This is a genomic window from Modestobacter sp. NPDC049651, from assembly GCF_040659695.1.
In the GTDB taxonomy this organism is placed as follows: Bacteria; Actinomycetota; Actinomycetes; order Mycobacteriales; family Geodermatophilaceae; genus Modestobacter.
In genome coordinates, this window is the sequence record NZ_JBFAOG010000001.1 from 430,597 (window position 1) to 448,468 (window position 17,872).

Annotated in this window: 15 protein-coding genes; 10 read left to right on the forward strand and 5 right to left on the reverse strand. The window is 75.7% G+C overall.

Annotated features, from left to right (window positions below; genetic code table 11):
* The first annotated feature begins 11 nt into the window (after positions 1 to 11).
* Positions 12 to 443: a D-aminoacyl-tRNA deacylase gene (gene dtd, locus AB0J00_RS02230; protein WP_357739501.1), complete on the forward strand. Its 432-nt coding sequence runs from the start codon at positions 12 to 14 to the stop codon at positions 441 to 443.
* 249 nt (positions 444 to 692) lie between these two features.
* Positions 693 to 1,676: an RNA polymerase sigma factor SigB gene (gene sigB / locus AB0J00_RS02235; protein ID WP_357739503.1), complete on the forward strand. Its 984-nt coding sequence runs from the start codon at positions 693 to 695 to the stop codon at positions 1,674 to 1,676.
* Positions 1,677 to 1,736: 60 nt separating this feature from the next.
* Here sigB and AB0J00_RS02240 read toward each other — a convergent pair whose 3' ends face one another.
* Entirely contained in the window at positions 1,737 to 4,430 is a 2,694-nt protein-coding gene (locus tag AB0J00_RS02240; RefSeq protein ID WP_357739506.1) for a GNAT family N-acetyltransferase, read from the reverse strand.
* Between the two features lie 71 nt (positions 4,431 to 4,501).
* Entirely contained in the window at positions 4,502 to 5,686 is a 1,185-nt protein-coding gene (locus AB0J00_RS02245) for an acetoin utilization protein AcuC (RefSeq protein WP_357739509.1), read from the reverse strand.
* Between the two features lie 208 nt (positions 5,687 to 5,894).
* Between AB0J00_RS02245 and AB0J00_RS02250 the strand changes: the two genes are divergently transcribed.
* Positions 5,895 to 6,626, forward strand: coding sequence for a metal-dependent transcriptional regulator (locus AB0J00_RS02250; protein WP_357739512.1), 732 nt, complete (start codon positions 5,895 to 5,897; stop codon positions 6,624 to 6,626).
* Between the two features lie 149 nt (positions 6,627 to 6,775).
* Positions 6,776 to 8,845 carry a S9 family peptidase gene (locus tag AB0J00_RS02255; protein WP_357739515.1) on the forward strand — a complete coding sequence of 690 codons (2,070 nt, stop codon included), beginning with the start codon at positions 6,776 to 6,778 and terminating at the stop codon, positions 8,843 to 8,845.
* A gap of 37 nt (positions 8,846 to 8,882) precedes the next feature.
* Here AB0J00_RS02255 and AB0J00_RS02260 read toward each other — a convergent pair whose 3' ends face one another.
* From AB0J00_RS02260 to AB0J00_RS02270, 3 genes are all read right to left on the reverse strand, one after another.
* A complete protein-coding gene (locus AB0J00_RS02260; RefSeq protein ID WP_357739518.1) occupies positions 8,883 to 10,013 on the reverse strand; it encodes a DUF4192 domain-containing protein in 1,131 nt (376 codons plus the stop codon).
* A gap of 202 nt (positions 10,014 to 10,215) precedes the next feature.
* Complete coding sequence (locus AB0J00_RS02265; RefSeq protein ID WP_357739521.1) at positions 10,216 to 11,055, reverse strand: hypothetical protein; 840 nt, start codon at positions 11,053 to 11,055, stop codon at positions 10,216 to 10,218.
* 144 nt (positions 11,056 to 11,199) lie between these two features.
* Positions 11,200 to 11,493 carry a Dabb family protein gene (locus AB0J00_RS02270; protein WP_357739524.1) on the reverse strand — a complete coding sequence of 98 codons (294 nt, stop codon included), beginning with the start codon at positions 11,491 to 11,493 and terminating at the stop codon, positions 11,200 to 11,202.
* A 73-nt stretch (positions 11,494 to 11,566) separates the two neighbouring features.
* Here AB0J00_RS02270 and AB0J00_RS02275 point away from each other — a divergent pair, with 73 nt between their 5' ends.
* Genes AB0J00_RS02275 through AB0J00_RS02300 form a run of 6 tightly spaced genes read left to right on the forward strand, consistent with a single transcriptional unit; the run spans position 11,567 to position 17,835 of the window.
* Entirely contained in the window at positions 11,567 to 12,856 is a 1,290-nt protein-coding gene (locus AB0J00_RS02275) for a glycosyltransferase family 4 protein (RefSeq protein ID WP_357739526.1), read from the forward strand.
* The gene (locus AB0J00_RS02280) at positions 12,850 to 13,611 is read left to right on the forward strand and encodes a class I SAM-dependent methyltransferase (protein ID WP_357739529.1); all 762 of its coding nucleotides are present in this window, start codon (positions 12,850 to 12,852) and stop codon (positions 13,609 to 13,611) included. Before AB0J00_RS02275 ends, AB0J00_RS02280 begins: the two co-directional genes overlap by 7 nt.
* The gene (locus AB0J00_RS02285; protein WP_357739532.1) at positions 13,604 to 14,677 is read left to right on the forward strand and encodes a prenyltransferase; all 1,074 of its coding nucleotides are present in this window, start codon (positions 13,604 to 13,606) and stop codon (positions 14,675 to 14,677) included. Before AB0J00_RS02280 ends, AB0J00_RS02285 begins: the two co-directional genes overlap by 8 nt.
* A 29-nt stretch (positions 14,678 to 14,706) precedes the next feature.
* Complete coding sequence (locus tag AB0J00_RS02290) at positions 14,707 to 15,588, forward strand: glycosyltransferase (protein ID WP_357739535.1); 882 nt, start codon at positions 14,707 to 14,709, stop codon at positions 15,586 to 15,588.
* The gene (locus AB0J00_RS02295; protein WP_357739538.1) at positions 15,585 to 16,520 is read left to right on the forward strand and encodes a glycosyltransferase; all 936 of its coding nucleotides are present in this window, start codon (positions 15,585 to 15,587) and stop codon (positions 16,518 to 16,520) included. The genes AB0J00_RS02290 and AB0J00_RS02295 overlap by 4 nt, the downstream gene beginning before the upstream one ends.
* A 25-nt stretch (positions 16,521 to 16,545) precedes the next feature.
* Positions 16,546 to 17,835 carry a hypothetical protein gene (locus AB0J00_RS02300; RefSeq protein ID WP_357739541.1) on the forward strand — a complete coding sequence of 430 codons (1,290 nt, stop codon included), beginning with the start codon at positions 16,546 to 16,548 and terminating at the stop codon, positions 17,833 to 17,835.
* Positions 17,836 to 17,872 lie beyond the last annotated feature (37 nt).

Here is a 17,872-nt window from a genome sequence, read left to right on the forward strand (position 1 = left end):
AGGATGAGGCGGTGCGTGCGGTGGTGACCCGGGTGGGCGAGGCGTCGGTGACGGTCGACGGCGAGGTGGTCGGCACGATCGGTGCGGGGCTGCTCGCCCTGGTCGGGGTGGGCAGGGACGACGACACCGACCGCGCGCGGACGCTCGCCCGCAAGGTGCACGAGCTGCGGGTGTTCCCCACCGGCGACGGCGCCCGCTCGGTGGGCGACCTGGGCCTGCCCGTGCTGGTGGTCAGCCAGTTCACCCTCTACGCCGACACGCGCAAGGGCCGTCGTCCGTCCTGGGCCGACGCCGCGCCGGGCGAGGTCGCCGAGCCGCTGGTGGCCGAGGTCGTGGCCGAGCTGGAGCGGCGGGGAACGACCGTGGCGACCGGGGTGTTCGGAGCACGCATGCAGGTGTCGTCGGTCAACGAGGGCCCGATGACCTTGCTGCTCGAGGTCTAGCCGCCGGAGGCCCCGGGTAGGAGACGGCCCGGGTACCCACCGCTCCTGGCAGATCGCTGTGAGTTCGGTCGCCGTGGAACACCGGAGCGGTCTCGAACCGTTGCACACGACGTACCACACCGGACAGAACGATGCCGGAGCAGCCCCGGACGACCCCGGGCCCACGCTTCGCACCGACCACGCCGGAGCACCGCACGCGCACGACAGCCGCGGCGCATCCGGATCCCGAAGCAAGGACGAAGACTCATCGTGACCGTGCTGCAGTCCTCCCCCACCGACACCCTCGGGGTGCGCTCGCCGCGCCGGGCTCCCGACACCAGCGGGCTGGTGTCGACGGACCTGGTGCGCGTGTACCTCAACACCATCGGCAAGACCGCGCTGCTGACCGCCGAGCAGGAGGTCGAGCTCGCCAAGCGCATCGAGGCCGGCCTGTACGCCGACCGGCTGCTCGCGGAGAAGAAGCTCACCCCGGCCCTGCAGCGTGACTACAAGCTCCTCGCCGCCGACGGCAAGGCGGCCAAGGCCCACCTGCTCGAGGCGAACCTGCGCCTGGTCGTCTCGGTGGCCAAGCGCTACACCGGCCACGGCATGACGTTCCTGGACCTGATCCAGGAGGGCAACGTCGGCCTGATCCGCGCGGTGGAGAAGTTCGACTACACCAAGGGCTTCAAGTTCTCGACCTACGCGACGTGGTGGATCCGCCAGGCGATCACCCGCGCGATGGCCGACTCCGGGCGCACCATCCGGCTGCCCGTCCACCTGGCCGAGCAGGTCAACAAGGTGGTGCGCACCCGCCGCCGGATCCACCAGGAGCTGGAGCGGGAGCCCACCCCGGAGGAGCTCGGCCTCGAGCTCGACATGACGCCCGAGCGGATCACCGAGCTGCTCGAGTACTCCCGTGACCTCGTGTCGCTGGACCAGACGGTCGGCGCGGACGAGGAGTCCCGGCTCGGCGACTTCATCGAGGACGCCGACGCCGCGGTCGCCGAGGACGCGGTCGCCTTCCAGATGATGAAGGGCGACGTCCGCAACGTGCTGGAGACGCTCGAGGAGCGGGAGCGCGACGTGGTGATCATGCGCTTCGGGCTCGACGGCGAGCAGCCGCGCACGCTGGAGCAGATCGGCAAGCGGTTCGGTCTCTCCCGCGAGCGGGTCCGCCAGATCGAGCGCGAGACGATGACCAAGCTGCGTGACCCGCAGCGCGCCGACGCCCTGCGGGACTACCTCGCCTGACGCAGGACCCAGCAGCGAGAGCCCGTCGCCCCTCCGGGGGCGGCGGGCTCTCGTGCGTCCTCACCAGGTGCCGGGCCGGAACATCCGCCGGGGTCCGGTGTCGACGCGGGCGGTGGGCGGGCCGATCCGCACCGAGGCGCCGGCGACGACCAGGGACGGGCCGCCGTGCCAGGCCTCCTTGGGGCCGACGATGACCGGGTCGAGGCTCAGCGCGAGCACCTCGGGCAGGTCGTCGGCGAGCCGGGCGATCCGCAGCAGCAGGTCCTCCAGCGCCTCGGTGTCGACCGGGTCGCTGCCCCGGTAGCCGTCGAGCATCGGGAAGGCGCGGGGCGCGCGGACCAGCTCCGCGGCGTCGGAGTCGGTGAGCGGCAGGGTGCGGAACGCGCGGTCGCCGAGCAGGTCGGTGGCGACCCCGCCGACGCCGAAGCTGACCAGCGCGCCGAACGACGGGTCGTCGACCACCTGGACGACGGTGCCCACCCCGGGCGCGGCCTGCTGCTGCACGATCACCGGGTCACCGGACGGGATGGCGGCGTAGGCGGCGCGCACGTCCTCGGCGTCGGTGAGGTCGAAGCGCATGCCGCCCAGGTCGCGCCGGTCGCGCAGCCACGGCGCGGTCGACTTGAGCACCACGGGGTAGCCGATCTGCTCGGCCGCCTCGACCGCGGCCTCGACGTCCTCGACCCGGCAGGTGCCGAGCATCGGCACCCCGTAGGCGCGCAGCAGCGCCATCACCTCGTCGTCGTCGAGCTCCCGGCCCTCGGGGCTGCTGGCCAGCGCGCCCTCGACGACGGCCCGGGCGGCGTCCTCGTCGACGTCGGGCAGCTCGGGCACCACGCCGGCGTCGCGGCGGCGCCAGCGGGCGTACTCGGCGACCTTGGCCAGCGCGATGACCGCCCGCTCCGGGGTGGAGAACGACGGCACCGAGCCGCGGGCGGGCATCCCCTCGGCGTCGCGGACCGCGAGCTCGTCGGGGATGCCGTTGACCGACAGGAAGTTGGCCAGCACCGGCTTGGCCGAGGCGGCGCCCACCTCGCGCAGCACCCGGCCGAACTCCGCGGACTCGCGCAGCAGCGGCGGCAGGAACACCGCGACCACGGCGTCGACGGCCTCGTCGTCGACGGCGGCCTGGAGGGCTGCGCGGAAGTCCTCCGGGCCGGCGCCGGTGCCGATGTCGACCGGCCGGTCCTGGGCCAGCTGCAGCCCCTGCTCCAGCACGGCGTCGGCGACGAGCACGCCCATCGCGGTGGAGTTGCCGACGACCGCGACCCGGTTGCCGCCGGGCAGCGGCTGGTGCGCCAGCAGGGTGCCCACGTCGAACAGCTGGGCCAGGGTGTCGACCCGGATGACCCCGGCGGAGGCGAACAGGGCCGCCACCGACTGCTCGGGAACGGCGACGCTGGTGCCGGCCAGCCCCGCGGTGGGGCTGACGTGCCGCCCGCTCTTCACCGCGACCACCGGTTTGGTGCGGCCGAGGCTGCGCGCGAGCCGGGCGAACTTGCGGGGGTTGCCGAAGCTCTCCAGGTGCAGCATGACGACCTCGGTGGCCGGGTCGGTGGCCCAGTACTGCAGCAGGTCGTTGCCGCTGACGTCGGCCCGGTTGCCGGCCGACACGAAGCTGGACAGGCCGATGCCGCGGCCGCGGGCCCGGTCCAGCAACGCCACGCCGAGCGCACCGGACTGGGCGAAGAACCCCACCCGGCCCCGGCCGGGCACGTGCGGCGCCAGGCTGGCGTTCAGCCGGACCGCCGGGTCGGTGTTGACGATGCCCAGGCAGTTGGGGCCGACGACCCGCATGCCCGACGCGCGGGCCGACGCGACCAGCTCCCGCTCGGCGGCCCGCCCCTCGGGGCCGGTCTCGCCGAAGCCGCCGGAGATGACGACCAGCCCGCGGACGTTCTTGCGCCGGCACGCGGCGACCACCTCGGGCACCTCGTCGGCGGGGACGGCCAGCACCGCGAGGTCGACGTCGTCCGGGATGGCCTCGATCGAGGCGTGCGCGGGGACACCGCGGACGTGCCGCACCGCGGGGTTCACCGGGTAGATGGGCCCGGCGAACCCGTACTCGAGCAGGTCGTGCAGCACCGCGTAGCCGACCTTGGTCCGGTCGTTGCTGGCGCCGACCACGGCCACCGAGCCGGGGGTGAGCAGCCGGCCGATGGAGCGGGACTCGCTGCGCTGCTCGCGCTCGTAGGTGACCGCCAGCGACTGCTCGGTGGGCGCGATCGGGAAGGTCAGGTGGACGACGCCGTCGGCGTAGGACCGCTTCGCCGAGTAGCCGGCGTCCTGGAACACCCGCACCATCTGGCCGTTCTGCGCCAGCACCTCGGCCACGAACCGGGTGATGCCGCGCTCCCGGGCGGCCGCCGCGAGGTGCTCGAGCAGCACCGAGCCCAGGCCGCGGCGCTGGTGGGCGTCCTCGATGAGGAAGGCCACCTCGGCCTCGTCGGTGCCGGGGTAGCGGTCGTACCGGCCGACGCCGATGACCCGGTCGCCGAGCAGGACGACGAACGCGACCCGGCTGTCGTGGTCGACGTGGGTGAACCGGTGCAGGTCCTTGTCCGACAGCCGGCGCACCGGGCCGAAGAAGCGGTAGTAGCGGGTCTGGTCGGAGCTGCGCTCGACCAGGCCCTCGATGCCCTCCGCGTCGTCGGGGGTGATCGGCCGCAGGTGCACGGTGCCGCCGTCGGAGGCGACGACGTCGGCCTCCCAGTGCGCGGGCGGCGGTGCCGGGTGCTGGTCGCTAGCGGTCATGGTCTCCACCGGCCGCCCAGCAGGGCCCCGCCGCGAGCCCGCGAGCGGTGGGGGGCTGGGTGGTCCTTCCATCAGTCACGGGGGTCGTCCGGGTCGAGGCCGAACAGCGGGAAGGAGGCGGTGCGGGTGCGCCGGATCGCGCGGTCGACGCGGTCCTCCTCCAGCGGGTCCCAGCGCCGGAAGCCGGTGTAGCCGCCCTCGGTCATCGTCGTCGGCGGGGTGGCCCGCAGGCCCCGGCGGCGGACGTCGTCCTGCCAGCTCTGCGGGATCCCGGTGGCCGGGGCCAGCCGGTCGCCGCCGGCCTCGGCGATGAGGTGGGTCCAGGCGCGGGGCACGCAGCGCACCAGCCCGTAGCCACCCCCGCCGAGGGCCACCCAGCGGCCGTCGCACACCTCGTGCGCCAGGTCGTGCACCGCGCGGTAGGAGGCCCGCTGGCCGTCGACGGTGAGCCCGAGGTCGGCCATCGGGTCCTCGTGGTGGGCGTCGCAGCCGCACTGGGTGACCAGGATCTGCGGGGCGAACGCGCGCACCACACCGGGCACCACGGCGTGGAACGCGCGCAGCCAGCCGGAGTCGTCGGTGCCGTTGGGCAGCGCCAGGTTCACCGCGCTGCCCAGGGCCTTCGCGGGGTCCCCGGTCTCCTCCGGGTAGCCGGTGCCGGGCCAGAGCGTGAGCGGCGTCTGGTGGATGCTCACGGTGAGCACCCGCGGGTCGTCGTAGAAGGCGGCCTGCACCCCGTCGCCGTGGTGGACGTCGAGGTCGACGTAGGCGATCCGCTCGTAGCCCTGGCGCAGCAGCCAGGCGATGGCGATCGCGGCGTCGTTGAAGACGCAGAAGCCGGACGCGGCGGCGCGCATCGCGTGGTGCAGGCCGCCGGCGATGTTGACCGCGTGCTGCGCGCGCCCGCTGTGCACCTGCTGCGCGGCCAGCACGCTGCCGCCGGCGATCAGCGCGGCGGCGTCGTACAGGCCGGGGAAGACGGGGTTGTCGGCCGTGCCGAGCCCGTGGCCGGCGCCGGCCGGGTCGTCGGGCGCGCGGCGGACCGCGTCCAGGTAGGCGGGGTCGTGCACCAGCGTGAGCAGGTCGACCCCGGCCGGCTCCGGGCCGACGACCTCGATGCGCGGGCTGGCCAGCACGCCCAGCGTGTCGGCCAGCCGCATGGTGAGGTCCAGCCGCACCGGGTGCATGGGGTGCTCGCCGCCCATCGTGTAGCCGAGCAGCGCGTCGTCCCAGACGACCGCGACGGAGTCGCTCACCGCCCACCTCCCGCGTGCCCGGCCACCGGCGCACCGCGCCGCGGTGCGCTGCTCGTCGTCGAGCCGCCCAGCTCCGTCACCGGGGCGACGCTACCGGTGCCGCCGCGCCGGTGCGGCATGTCCGGCGTCCGCGCAGCGTTTCCGCGGAGCGCCCCCGGAGGAGGCCCTCCGCCTCGTAGGATCGGGCGCAACTGACGGAGGAGTGGACGTGAACGACCTCATCGACACCACGGAGATGTACCTCCGGACGATCTTCGAGCTCGAGGAGGAGGGCATCGTGCCCCTCCGGGCCCGGATCGCCGAGCGCCTCCACCAGAGCGGCCCCACGGTGAGCCAGACGGTCGCCCGGATGGAGCGCGACGGTCTGCTGACCGTGCAGGGCGACCGGCACCTGCAGCTGTCCGACGAGGGCCGCAAGCTGGCCACGGCGGTGATGCGCAAGCACCGGCTGGCCGAGTGCCTGCTGGTCGACGTGATCGGGCTGGAGTACGCGGAGGTGCACGAGGAGGCCTGCCGCTGGGAGCACGTGATGAGCGAGGCGGTCGAGCGCAAGCTGCTGACCCTGCTCAACCACCCGACCGTGTCGCCGTTCGGCAACCCGATCCCGGGGCTGGACGCGCTGGGCGGTGACACCAGCGCCGTGCTGGACGCGCTGACGCTGCTGTCGACCACCGCGTCGCCGGAGGGCCGGCCGGTGGTCATCCGCCGGATCAGCGAGCAGCTGCAGGAGGACGCCGAGCTGCTGCGCACCCTCGACGCCCAGGGCATCCACCCCGGCTCGAAGGTGACGGCCACCGTCGCCAACGGCACGGTGCTGGTCAACGGCGTGCCGGTGCCCCCGGGTGTGGCGCAGCACGTGTTCGTCAGCGCGGTCGACGAGTCCCTGACCCCCGAGGAGGCCGCCGAGGTCACCGAGGAGGCCACGGCCGCCGTCGTCTGACCCGGCCGCCGCACGCGCACCTGGAGCCGCGTCCCCACCCGGGGGCGCGGCTCCCGCCGTTCCCGCCCCCGGCAACTCGTTCGCCCCGCTCACGACCGGCTCACTAGGCTCGTGACCGCCCCGCCTCCACGCGCAGAGAGAAGGCACCGGTGAGCGAGACCCCTGCCCCCGACGGCGCTTCCCCCGCCCCGACCCCCTTCCACCGCCTCGCCGACTTCGTGGCGCTGCCCCGCCTCGGCGGGCTCGCGCTCTCCCCCGACGGCCGCCGGCTGGTGACCACGGTCGCCACCCTCGACGCCGAGGGCAAGAAGTGGCAGTCGGCGCTGTGGGAGGTCGACCCCGCCGGGCAGCGCCCCGCCCGGCGGCTGACCCGGGGTCCCGCCGCGGAGTCCGCGCCGGTGTTCACCCCCGGCGGTGACCTGCTGTTCCTCTCCGCCCGACCCGACCCGCAGGCCACGGACGGCGACCCGGTGCCGGCGCTCTGGGTGCTGCCCGCCGACGGCGGTGAGGCCCGGGTGGTGCTGCAGCGCTCCGCGGGGATCGGCGGGGTGGCCGTGGCCGCCGACAGCGGCGACGTGGCCGTGGTCGCCACCACGCTGCCCGGCGCCCCCGACGCGGCGGCGGACGAGGCGCGGCGCAAGGCCCGCAAGGACGCCGGCGTCAGCGCCGTGCTGCACGAGAGCTACCCGGTGCGCTACTGGGACCACGACCTCGGCCCCGCCGTCCCGCACGTGTACTGGGTGGGCCAGCTGCCGGCCGAGGCGCCGCCCGGCCGGCCCGCCGCCGCGCCGGAGTGGCGCGACCTGACCCCCGACGCCGGCGCGCCGACCGGTTCCGGCGACGAGGTCGTGCTGTCGCCGGACGGCCGGCTCCTGGTGCGCACCGAGGAGGTGCCGCACGGCAACGCCGGCCGCCGCACCCGCCTGGTGCTCACCGAGGTCGCGTCCGGGGAGAGCCGGGTGCTCGTCGACGACCCGCTGGCCGACGTGCACTCCCCGGCCTTCTCCCCCGACTCGGCCCGGGTCGTGTGCGTGCGGGAGTCGGAGTCGACGTTCGCCGAGCCGCCGGACTACACCCTGCTCGTCGTCGACGCCGCCGGCGGGGAGCCGCGGGACCTCACCGCCGGCTTCGACCGATGGCCCTCGGCGCCGCAGTTCAGCGCGGACGGCACGGCGGTCTTCTTCCTCGCCGACGACGACGGACGGCACGCGCTGTTCCGGGTGCCCTCCGACGGCGGTACCCCGGTGCGGCTGACCGCCCAGGGCGCCTACAGCGACCTGCAGGTGGGCCGCGACGGCACCGCCCTGTACGCGCTGCGGTCGGGGTACGACACCCCGCCGGTGCCGGTGCGGCTGGACCCGGCGGCCGCCGACCAGGACCCGTCGGCGCTGCCGAACCCCGGAACGATCGACGCCTTCCCCGGCACCCTGCGTGAGCTGGACGCCACCGCCTCCGACGGCACCCGGGTGCAGTCCTGGCTGGTGCTGCCCGAGGGCGCCGGCCCGGAGAGCCCGGCGCCGCTGGTGCTGTGGATCCACGGCGGCCCGCTGATGAGCTGGAACTCCTGGTCGTGGCGCTGGACCCCGTGGGTGCTGGCCGCCCGCGGCTACGCGGTGCTGCTGCCCAACCCGGCGCTGTCGCAGGGCTTCGGGCAGGACTTCGTCCGCCGCGGCCGGGGCGAGTGGGGCGACGCCCCGTACACCGACCTGATGGCCGCGGTGGACGCCGCGGAGGCGCTGCCGGAGATCGACGCGACCCGCACCGCGGCGATGGGCGGCTCGTTCGGTGGCTACATGGCCAACTGGGTGGCCACCCAGACCGACCGGTTCCGGGCCATCGTCACCCACGCCAGCCTCTGGCACCTGGACAGCTTCAGCGGCACCACCGACGCGGCGTACTACTGGGAGCGCGAGTTCGGCGACCCGCTCGCCGAGACGAAGCGCTACGAGCAGAACTCGCCGCACCGCTACGCGGACGCCATCCGCACCCCGATGCTGGTCATCCACGGCGACAAGGACTACCGGGTGCCGATCGGCGAGGGCCTGCGGCTCTGGTACGACCTGCAGAAGCGCGGGGTCCCGTCGAAGTTCCTGTACTTCCCGGACGAGAACCACTGGGTGCTCACCCCCGGCAACGCCCAGGTCTGGTACGAGACGGTGCTCGCGTTCCTGGCCGAGCACGTCCTGGGCGAGGAGTGGCAGCGGCCCGAGCTGCTGTGACCGCCGCGGGGTGGCCGGCGGGTCGCCGGCCACCCCGTCACCGGCCACCGGGCGCCCTCGTCGGGTGGCCGGTGCCGGTTCCGGCGCCGGTGCCCGGCAGCTCCCCCGGCAGGTCGCCGGTGACGTCGTGCAGGAGCCGGCGCAGCTGGTCCGGTGGCGTGCACGCGTCCAGCGCGGTCCGCAGCAGGCCGGCGAAGGTGTAGGACGGTTCGCTGGTCAGCGCCCGCTCCAGCGCCACGTTGGCCATCGCACCGTTGCCCCGCACCCATGCGCTGACCGCCAGCAGCGTGGCCGGCGCGGCGTCCAGCGGAGCCGGCACCCGGCGGGTGAGCTCGGTCCAGAGCACCTCCGCGCCGACCGACGTGTGCCCCAGCGCGAACCGCAGCGCGGCGTCGCGGACCTCGGTGTCGCGCAGCCCCCAGGCCAGCCGGGCGACCTGCTCGTCGGTCAGCCGCGCCGAGCCGGGGCGGACCATCGTCGCGACCGCCTCCTCGACCAGCCGCAGAGACTCGGCGACCACGGCGTCCCAGCCGTCGACGATGGAGCGGACGGCCATCGCCGCGCCCACCTCGTCGCAGGCGTGCGCCATGCCGACCAGCGAGGCCGGCGGCGCGATCCGCTGCGCCAGCTCCGCGCGGTCGTCCTCCACGACCTGCCCGCTCACCGCCGCTGCGGCGGCCAGTGCGCTGGTGCCGGCCGGCAGCCGGGTGCCCTCCCCCGGCACGCCGTCCGGCCCGGCCCGGTCGTAGGACCACCAGCGACCGCCCCGCACCAGCAGCACGTCGTGCACCGCCACCCCGGACGCCCGGAACGCGAGCACCGCCTCGCGGACCAGCGCCCGGTGCGGCAGGTCGGGCAGCGGCAGGCCGCCGGCTCCCCCGGCGCGGACCGGCACGCTGGGCACGTCGGCGTCCTCGCTCACCACGGCGGCGAGCACGCCGGCCGGCCGCTCGGTGGCGACGGCGCGCACCAGCCCGGCGAGCACCCGGGCCCGGACGGCGGGTGGGGGCAGGTCGACGCGCGCCGTCAACCCGAACCGGCGGTTCGGGCCGCGCACGCTGACGACGACCAGCGACTCGCGCGGGCTGAAGCCGACCAGGTACGGGAGGGCGGCGGCGAACTCGCCGGGCCCGGAGAGGCGGACGGTGGGGAGGGGGTCTGCAGCCATGCCGCAGACCCTGGGCACGGGAGCGACCCGGCAACAGCGCTGCGACGGATCTGTGGACGGGACACCCGGCTGTGGACGGACGCGCGGCCGGGCGGGTGGGAGCGCTCAGGCTCTCCCCGTGCCCACCCCGTCGGTCTGCTCCCCGCCCCCGTCCGTCGTACCGGCTCGTCCACCGCTGCTCGGGCGACGGGCCGGCAACGGCTCAGTCGAGCGCGTCCGCCTGCACCTGGTAGGCCTGCTGCAGCAGCTCCCGGAACGCCGCCTCGTCCGGCTGCGCACCGTCGTGGCGCGTGCTGACCAGCACGACCGTCCGGTCCCCGTCCTGCGCCAGGCCGAGCAGCGCCGACCGCTGCCGGTCCTCGCCCTTGCTGCCGCTGGCCGACACGTCGGCGCGCACGGCCAGGCTGCCGTCCCCGAGGGCCGGGACGTTGACCTGCGTGATCGAGAAGGAGACCTGCCACGGCCCGGGCCCGCCGATCGTCGCCGTCGGGCAGGCGGCCAGCGCCGAGCGCAGCGCGTCGAGCGACGGGACCGTGCCCTGGACCAGGGACTCGACCGTCACGACCTCGTCCCGGATCCCCACCCTGGAGGCGGCATCGGCGTCGTCGCCCGCGTCGTCCAGCCCCTTCGTCGCCTCGTCGAACGCGGTCGCGCAGCTGGCGGGGTCGACGTCGGCACGGGGCCAGTCGTGCCCGTGGTGCCCGTCGTGCCCGTGGTGCCACGGTCCCCAGCCGGGGAGGCCGTGGTCCCCCTCCGGGCCGCTCCAGGTGTGCACCTCGGCACCGTCGCCGAACGCCGCCTCGGGGAGGAGCCCGTCGGTGAGGTCGGACGACCCACCGGAGGTGCTCCCGGCCCCGCTCGACGAGGCACCCGCCGGGGTGCCGGCCGGCGGGCTCGACGTGGCGGCGGCGGGCGACACGGCGGTGCCGGCTCGCTCCCCCGCCGGCTGCTCCGTGGCGCACCCCGCCAGCACCGCACCCCCGAGGGCGGTGGTGGCGAGCAGCACGACCGTGCGACGTCGACGACCGGTTGCCTCGATCATGCGCCGACGGTAGGGAGAGCCGACCGACCGGACCAGTGCTGCCCGTCGCGCCACCCGCCGGCGGGAGCGCGGTGTCGGCGCGGCGTCACGCTCGATCATCGACGCGCCCGGTACCCGCGTGCGTCGCGGCCCGGGCCGGACCGGTCAGACCGCGTACTGGACGGCGGTCCGCGATGCCAGGTGCGGGCGCACGTGCTCGGCGATGACCTCCAGGTGCCGCGGGTGCTCGGCGTACGTGCGGTACGCCGCCTCGTCGGGGAAGTCGGCGACCAGCGCGGTGTCGGCGTTGCCCTCGACCAGACCGGCGTCCGGGCCCACCGCGAAGCCGGTCATCCCGCCGACCTCCTCCGGCAGCCGGCGCAGGGCGGCCACCGTGGCCGCCCGGGTCGCGGCGTCGGTCGACTCGGTCCAGGTGAACAGCACGACGTGACGGATCATGGGCGCACCCTGCCAGCCCCGGAGCTCCCGGGCGCGCGCCGGGGGCGGCCCCGCCGCTGGTTAGAGTCCGGTCATGGGACGGTCGCTGCGCGTCGCACTGCTGTCCTACCGGAGCAAGCCGCACAGCGGGGGGCAGGGCGTCTACGTCTCGGCGCTGTCCCGCGAGCTGCGCGAGCTCGGCCACTCGGTGCGGGTGTTCAGCGGCCAGCCCTACCCGGAGCTGGCCGACGGGGTGCCGCTGACCGAGGTGCCCAGCCTGGACCTGTACCGCGAACCCGATCCGTTCCGGACGCCCCGGCCCCGCGAGTTCCGCGACTGGGTCGACGTCGCCGAGTGGGCGATGATGTGCACCGCCGCGTTCCCCGAGCCGCTCACCTTCTCGCTGCGCGCGGCCCGGCTGCTGGGCGCCCGCCGGGGGCCGTTCGCCGGTGCCTTCGACCTGGTCCACGACAACCAGTCCCTGGGCTGGGGCCTGCTGCAGCTGCAGCGCCGCGGCCTGCCGGTGGTCGCCACCGTCCACCACCCGGTCGCGGTCGACCGCGACCTGGAGCTCGCCGCCGCGACCGGTCGGCGCCGGCGGCTCGCGCTGCGCCGCTGGTACGCGTTCACCGGCATGCAGGCCCGGGTGGCGCGCCGGCTGGACGGCCTGACCACCGTCTCGGAGAGCTCCCGCCGGGACATCGCCGAGCGGATGGCGGTGCCGGCGCCGGCCGTCGACGTCATCCCGGTCGGGATCGACCCCGCCGTCTTCACCCCGCCGGCCGACCGGGCGCTGCGCGACGGCTCCTCGGTGGTGGTGACCACCAGCGCCGACGTGCCGCTCAAGGGCCTGGTGCACCTGCTGGAGGCGGTCGCCAAGCTGCGCACCGAGCGGGAGGTCCGGCTGACCGTGGTGGGCACCCCGGCGCTTGGCGGCCCCACCGAGGCCGCGCTGACCCGGCTGGGCCTGGGCGACGCGGTGCGCTTCACCGGCCGGGTGCCGACCGCGGAGCTGGTGCGGCTGCTGCAGACCGCCGCGGTGGTCGCCGTCCCGTCGCTGTACGAGGGCTTCTCGCTCCCCGCGGTGGAGGCGATGGCGTGCGCGACGCCGCTGGTCACCACCGACGGCGGGGCGCTGCCGGAGGTGGTCGGCTCGCACGCCGGGGTGCAGGTGCCCGCCGGAGACGTCGACCGGCTGGCCGGCGCGCTGCAGCTGGTGCTCGACCACCCGTCGCTGCAGGAGCAGCTGGGCCGCGCCGGGCAGGCCCGGGTGCTGGCCAACTACACCTGGCGGCGCACCGCGGAGCGCACCGCCGACTGGTACGCCGAGGTGCTCGACCGGCGGGCCGCCGGCGCGGCAGCGGGACGGGCCGCCGGGTGCTGACCGTCGACTACGACCTGCTCGACGTCCGGCCGGGCATGCGGGTGCTCGACCTGGGCTGCGGCGAGGGGCGGCACGCGTTCGAGGCGTTCCGCCGCGGCGCCGACGTGCTCGCCGTCGACTGGGGCCGGTCCGAGGTCGCGACCACCGCCGAGTGGCTCGGGGCCATCGCCGCCGCCGGTGAGGCGCCGGCCGGCGCGCACGCCGCGGTGGCCCGCGCCGACCTGCGCGCGCTGCCGGTGCCCGACGCGAGCGTCGACCGGGTGATCGCCTCCGAGGTGCTCGAGCACGTCCCCGACGACGTCAGCGCGATCGCCGAGATCGCCCGGGTGCTCAAGCCCGGGGGCCGGGTGGCCGTCACCGTCCCGCGGTACGGGCCCGAGCGGGTGTGCTGGGCGCTGTCCGACGCCTACCACGCGCAGGCCGGTGGCCACCTGCGCATCTACCGCGGCGACCAGCTGTGGGAGCGGCTGGCGCAGGCCGGGTTGCAGCCCACCGACACCCACCACGCGCACGCGCTGCACGCGCCCTACTGGTGGCTCAAGTGCGCGGTCGGCGTCGACCGCGACACCGCGCTCACCCGCGCCTACCACCGGCTGCTGGTCTGGGACCTCGTCAAGCGGCCGCGGCTGACCCGCGCCGCCGAGCGGGCCCTGGACCCGCTGCTGGGCAAGAGCTTCGTCATCTACGCCGACAAGCCGGCCGCGACGGACGCACCCGCCGACGTCCCCGCCGAGCAGGAACCGGCGCGTGCCTGAGCTGCCCGCCGTCCCCGGCGTGCTGAGCGCCGACCAGCTGCGGGCCACGGTGGGCTGGATCTCCGCGCAGCAGTCCGCCGACGGTGCGCTGCCCTGGGCGCGCAACGGCCGGCTCGACGCCTGGGACTCGGTCGAGGCCGCCATGGCGCTGGACGTCGGCGGGGAGCACGCCCGCGCCGTCGCCGCCTACCGGTGGCTGGCCGGCCGGCAGCGCCCGGACGGCTCCTGGGCCGCCGGGTACACCGACGGCCGGGTGACCGCGCCGGCCGCGGAGAGCAACCACGCCGGCTACCTCGCCGTCGGCGCCTGGCACTCCTGGCTGTGCAGCGGCGACGCGGCGCTGGTCGACCAGCTGTGGCCGGCCGTCCGGCGGGCGCTGGACCTGGTCGTCGCGATGCAGCTGCCCAGCGGCGCGATCGGCTGGGCGCTGCGCCCCGACGGAACCGCCGACGACACCGCCCTGCTGACCGGCAACGCCAGCCTGGCGCAGGCGCTGCGCTGCGGCGCCGCGCTCGCCGACCTGGTCGGCGAGCCGCAGCCGGACTGGGAGCTGGCCACCGACGGCGTGCTCACCGCGCTGCGCCGGCGGCCCGGCGCGTTCGCCGACCGGTCGCGGTACTCGATGGACTGGTACTACCCCGTGCTCGCCGGCGCGCTGACCGGTCCCGCCGCGTCGCAGCGGCTGGCCGCGGGCTGGGACACCTTCGTCGTCCCGGGCCTCGGGGTGCGGTGCGTCGCCGACCGGCCCTGGGTGACCGGCGCGGAGACCTGCGAGCTGGCGCTCGCGCTGGCCGCCGCAGGTCGCCGGGACGACGCCCTCGCGCAGCTGGCCGCCATGCAGCACCTGCGCGAGGAGGACGGCGGCTACTGGACCGGGCTGGTCTACGCCGACGACGCGCGCTGGCCGGTGGAACGCACCACCTGGACCGCGGCCGCGGTGGTGCTCGCCGCCGACGCGCTGGCCGGCACCGGCCCCGCCGCCGGCCTGTTCACCGCCCCGGCGGCGCTGGACCGCACGGGCGCAGCGGGCACCGGCGTGCCGGAGACCACGGAGGCCGGCGGTTGAGCGAGCGGGACGCCGGGCAGACTCCGCCCGTGATCACCGAACCGGCCGCCGCGCCCGCGCAGCCGGACGCCGCCCGGGCCGCGGTCACGTGCGTGATCGCCAGCCGCAACCGGCGCGAGGACCTGCTGGCCAGCATCCCCCGGCACGAGGCGCCGGTGGTGCTGGTCGACAACGCCTCGACCGACGACACGGTCGCCGCCGTCCGGGCCGCGCACCCGGAGGTGACTGTCGTCCCGCTGCCGGAGAACGTCGGCGCGGTCGCCCGCACCATCGGGGTGCAGCACGCCGACACCCCCTACGTGGCCTTCACCGATGACGACTCGTGGTGGGCGCCCGGCGACCTGGCCCGCGCGGTCGCGGTGATGGAGGCCCACCCGCGGCTCGGCCTGCTCGCCGCACGGATCCTGGTGGGCCCCGAGGAGTCGCTCGACGGCGTCTGCACGGTGATGGCCGAGAGCCCGCTGGGCACCGAGCCGGACCTCCCGGGCCCGTCGCTGCTCGGCTTCGTCGCGTGCGCCGCGCTGGTGCGCACCGAGGCGTTCACCGCCGTCGGCGGTTTCGACGACGTGGTCCGCTTCCCCGGCGAGGAGGAGCGGCTCGCCCTCGACCTGGCCGCCGCCGGCTGGGGGCTCGCCTACGTCGACGGCGTCACGGTGCACCACCACCCCTCGACCCGGCGGGAGGCGTCCGCCGTCCGGCAGTCGGGCCTGTGGCGCAGCCGGGTGCTCACCGCGCTGATGCGCTACCCCGCGCGCGACCTGGCCGGCCAGCTGCTGCGCGCGGCGCGTGCCGGCCGGCTCGGCCTGCGCGGGCTGGCCGGCGCCCTGCCCCGGGTGCCCGCGGCCCTCCGCGCCCGCCGGGTGCTCCCCCCGACCGTGATGACCGGCGTCCGACAGCTGCAGGAGTCATGACCAGCGAACTCACCGAGCCCACCACGACCGGCACCGTGCCCGACCCGCGGGCCGCCGTCGTGGTGATCACGCACGACCGGCGGGACGAGCTGCTGCTGGCGCTCACCCGGCTGCGGGCGCTGCCCGAGCAGCCGCACGTGGTGGTCGTCGACAACGGCAGCTCCGACGGCACCGCGGACGCCGTCCGCCGCGAGCACCCCTGGGTCGAGCTGATCGCCAGCCCGGAGAACCTGGGCGCGGTCGGCCGCAACCTCGGCGTCGCCCGGCTCGACACCCCCTACGTGGCGTTCTGCGACGACGACACGTGGTGGGACCCGGGCTCGCTGCGGGAGGCCGCCGACGTGCTCGACGCCCACCCGCGGCTGGCCGTCGTCACCGCGCGGATCCTGGTGGAGCCCGGCGGCGTCGAGGACCCGATCGTCGCGGAGCTGCGCGACTCCCCCGTCGTCGGCGCCGACTGGCTGCCCGGTCCGGCGCTGGGCAGCTTCCTCGCCGGCGCGAGCGTGCTGCGCCGCGCGGCCTTCTGCGAGGTCGGCGGCTTCAACGAGCGGCTGTGGCTGGGTGGCGAGGAGGAGCTGATGGCCGGCGACCTCGCCGCCCGCGGCTGGGAGCTCTGCTACCTGCCGCAGCTGACCATCCACCACCAGGCCAGCACCGCCCGCGACCCGCACAAGCGGCGGGCCGACGGCATCCGCAACACCCTGTGGACGACGTGGCTGCGCCGGCCGCTGCGCCCGGCGCTGCGCCGCACCGGGCACCTGCTGCGCACCGTGCCCAAGGACCGGGTGACCGCGCGGGGCCTGCTCGCCGCGGTGCGCGGGATCCCGTGGCTGGTGCGCGAGCGGCGGGTGCTGCCCCCGCACGCCGAGGCGCGGTTCGCCGCGCTGGAGCACGCCCAGAAGCAGAGCACCGCGCGCCGCTACGTCAGCTGACGCGCCCGAGACGACTGGAGCGACGATGACGTACTCCGTGAGCAGCATGCGCGTGCCCCCGCCGGGATACGCGTGGAGCCGCTTCGGCCAGCCGGAGTACACCGACTGGCTGGACGAGAGCCTGTCGTGGAAGAACACCTGCTACATCGGCGACTGGTCGTTCCTCTGGCAGCACCGGTTCTCCGGGCCGGACGTGCTGCGGCTGTTCAGCGACTACTCGGTCAACAGCTTCGAGGACTTCCGGCCCGGCCGGTCCAAGCACGTCATCCACACCAACGCCGACGGCAAGGTGGTCCACGAGGGAATCCTCACCCGCTTCGGTGACGACGACTTCGTGCTGCACGGGCGCGGCGGCTTCTGGCTGGGCCACCAGCTCGAGCGCGGCCGCTACGACGCGGCAGTGCAGCGCGAGGACTGGTTCGTCTACCAGGTGTCCGGCCCCACCTCGGTCAGGCTGCTGCAGCGGCTGACCGGCAGCCAGGACCTGCTGACCACCCCCTACATGCACGTCACGGCGGTGCGGATCGCCGGGCACGACGTGTGGGCGCTGCGCCAGGGCATGGCCGGCGAGGCGGGCTTCGAGCTGCAGGGCCCGTCCGAGGTCGGGCCGGAGGTGTACGCGGCCGTGCTCGAGGCCGGCCAGGAGTTCGGCATCCGCAGGATGGGCGGCCGGGTCGCCCCGATCAACCACCTGGAGGCGTGCGTCCCGACCATCGCCACCGACTACATCCCGGCGATCTTCGAGCCCGACCTGGCCGACTACCTGGACCTGTTCACCGCCTCGATGCCGGCGAACGCCCAGCCCGCCTACATCGCCGGCAGCTACCCGGGGCAGGACGTCAGCGAGTACTACCGCAGCCCGGTGGAGCTCGGCTGGGGCCGCAACGTGAAGTTCGACCACGACTTCCTCGGCCGCGCCGCCCTGGAGGCGGAGAAGGCCGCGCCCCGGCGGGTGATCCGGTCGCTGGAGTGGAACGCCGAGGACGTGACCGACGTGTACGCGTCGCTGTTCGACCCCGGCCGGCGCCACCACACGTTCATGGACCTGCCCCGCGACCAGCGCGGCTTCATGTGGGCCGACCGGGTGGAGCGGGACGGCCGGCTGGTCGGCGTCGCCACGTCCCGCGGGTTCAGCTACTGGGCCCGCCGGATGCTGTCGCTGGCCACGATGGACGTCGACACCGCCGAGATCGGCACCGAGGTCGAGGTGGTCTGGGGCAACCCAGGCGACCCGGAGAAGGTCATCCGGGCCACCGTCGCGCCGGCCCCCTACAAGCCCGACGCCGGCCGCGGGGACCTCTCGGCGCTCAGCTGACGACGCCGGGCGGGGTGCCCGGACGGCGGCGCCCCGC